This window comes from Pseudomonas sp. GV085, assembly GCF_003050925.1.
Classification (GTDB): Bacteria; Pseudomonadota; Gammaproteobacteria; order Pseudomonadales; family Pseudomonadaceae; genus Aquipseudomonas.
On sequence record NZ_QAOV01000034.1, the window covers coordinates 1 to 2,328 of the forward strand.

Below are 2,328 nucleotides of genomic sequence, written 5' to 3' on the forward strand. Positions count from 1 at the left end.
GCCTTGACCATGTCTTCGATGACCTTCTTGGCGTCACCGAACACCATCATGGTCTTGTCCAGGTAGAACAGCTCGTTGTCCAGACCGGCATAGCCGCTGGCCATCGAGCGCTTGTTGACGATGATGGTCTTGGCCTTGAACGCCTCGAGAATCGGCATGCCGGCAATCGGCGATTTCGGATCGTTCTTCGCCGCCGGGTTGACCACGTCGTTGGCACCCAGCACCAGCACCACGTCGGCCTGGCCGAACTCGGAGTTGATGTCGTCCATCTCGAACACCTGGTCGTAAGGCACTTCGGCCTCGGCCAGCAACACGTTCATGTGCCCGGGCATGCGACCGGCCACCGGATGGATCGCGTACTTCACGGTCACGCCGCGGTGGGTCAGCTTCTCGGTCAGTTCCTTCAGCGCATGCTGCGCCCGGGCGACCGCCAGGCCGTAGCCCGGCACGATGATCACGGTGTCGGCGTTGGTCAGCAGGAAGGTCGCGTCGTCGGCCGACCCGGATTTCACCGGACGGGCTTCTTTCGCACCCGCCGGGCCGGCGGCCTCTGCGGTATTGCCGAAACCACCGAGCAGGACGTTGAAGAAGGAACGGTTCATCGCCTTGCACATGATGTACGAGAGGATCGCACCGCTTGAGCCCACCAGCGAACCGGCGATGATCAGCATCGAGTTGTTCAGCGAGAAGCCGATGCCCGCCGCTGCCCAGCCGGAGTAGCTGTTGAGCATCGACACGACCACGGGCATGTCGGCACCCCCGATCGGGATGATGATCAGCACGCCGAGCACGAAGGCCAGGGCCAGCATCACGGTGAAGGCGGTGTAGTCGCCGGTGAGCATGAAGGTGATGCCCAAGCCCAGGGTGGCCAGGCCCAGCAGCAGGTTCAGCTTGTGTTGGCCGCTGAACTGGACCGGTGCACCCTGGAACAGGCGGAACTTGTACTTGCCGGCGAGCTTGCCGAAGGCAATGACCGAACCGGAGAAGGTGATTGCACCGATGGCGGCACCGAGGAACAGTTCCAGGCGGTTACCGGCCGGGATCGCATCGCCGAGGTTCTGCACGATGCCCAAGGATTGCGGCTCGACCACGGCGGCCACGGCGATGAACACCGCGGCCAGGCCGATCATGCTGTGCATGAAGGCGACCAGTTCGGGCATCTTGGTCATTTCGACGCGTTTGGCCATGATCGAACCGGCCGTGCCGCCGATCAGCAGGCCGACGATCACGTAGACGATGCCGTCGTGCGCCAGCTCGGCGCCCAGCTTGTAGATCAGGCCGACCGTGGTGAGGATCGCCAGGCCCATGCCGAGCATGCCGAACAGGTTGCCGCGGCGCGACGTGGTCGGGTGCGAGAGGCCCTTGAGCGCCTGGATGAAGCACACCGAGGCGATCAGATACAGGGACGTAACCAGGTTCATGCTCATGCTTGTTGCACCTCGGCCTTGACTGCAGCGGCCTTGGCAGCCGGCGCTTTGGCCGCTTTTTTCTTGAACATTTCCAGCATGCGCCGGGTCACCAGGAAGCCACCAAACACGTTGACGGCGGCCAGGGCCACGGCCAGGGTGCCCATGGTCTTGCCCAGCGGGGTCACGGTGAGGGCGGCGGCGAGCATGGCGCCGACGATCACGATGGCCGAGATGGCGTTGGTCACCGCCATCAGCGGTGTGTGCAGGGCCGGTGTGACGTTCCAGACCACGTGGTAGCCGACATAGATGGCCAGCACGAAGATGATCAGGTTGTAGATACCGTGAGAGATCAGCATGTCTTCCATTGTTTTTATCCTCAGCCGTTCTTGCGCACGATCTGGCCGTCGCGGCACATCAGGCACGCGGCGACGATATCGTCTTCCAGGTTGATCACCAGTTGTCCGTCTTTATCGAACAACAGTTTCATGAAGTCCAGCAGGTTGCGGGCGTACAGCGCCGAAGCGTCAGCCGCCACGGCGCTGGCCAGGTTGGTCGGGCCCACGATGGTCACGCCGTTTTCGACGACCACCTGATCGGCCACGGTCAGCGGGCAGTTGCCGCCCTGGGCGGCCGCGAGGTCGATGACCACCGAGCCCGGTTTCATCTGGGCCACGGTTTGCGCGCTCAGCAACGTCGGTGCCTTGCGGCCGGGAATCAGCGCGGTGGTGATGACGATGTCCGCCTGCTTGGCGCGTTCGTGCACGGCCGCGGCCTGGCGCTGCATCCAGCTGGCCGGCATCGGGCGGGCGTAACCGCCGACGCCGACGGCGCATTCGCGTTCTTCGTCGGTCTCGTAAGGCACGTCGACGAACTTGGCGCCGAGGGATTCGATCTGCTCTTTCACCGCCGGACGCACGTC

General features: G+C 63.8%; 2 protein-coding genes and 1 pseudogene. All 3 read right to left on the bottom strand.

Annotated features, from left to right (window positions below):
- Positions 1-1,427, bottom strand: a 1,427-nt coding sequence (locus tag C8K63_RS29905; protein ID WP_108219964.1) for an NAD(P)(+) transhydrogenase (Re/Si-specific) subunit beta, incomplete at its 3' end; no start/stop codon positions are given.
- Positions 1,424-1,774 (bottom strand): NAD(P) transhydrogenase subunit alpha, encoded by a 351-nt coding sequence (locus C8K63_RS29910; RefSeq protein ID WP_046042645.1) that lies wholly within the window; start codon positions 1,772-1,774, stop codon positions 1,424-1,426. The genes C8K63_RS29910 and C8K63_RS29905, both read right to left, overlap by 4 nt.
- Before the next feature lie 11 nt (positions 1,775-1,785).
- Positions 1,786-2,328, bottom strand: a pseudogene (locus C8K63_RS29915) (NAD(P)(+) transhydrogenase (Re/Si-specific) subunit alpha); the annotation flags it as partial.

Excerpts from the sequence above, each read along its gene's own strand:
- C8K63_RS29910 (WP_046042645.1), bottom strand. The coding sequence starts at position 1,774 with ATGGAAGACATGCTGATCTCTCACGGTATCTACAACCTGATCATCTTC.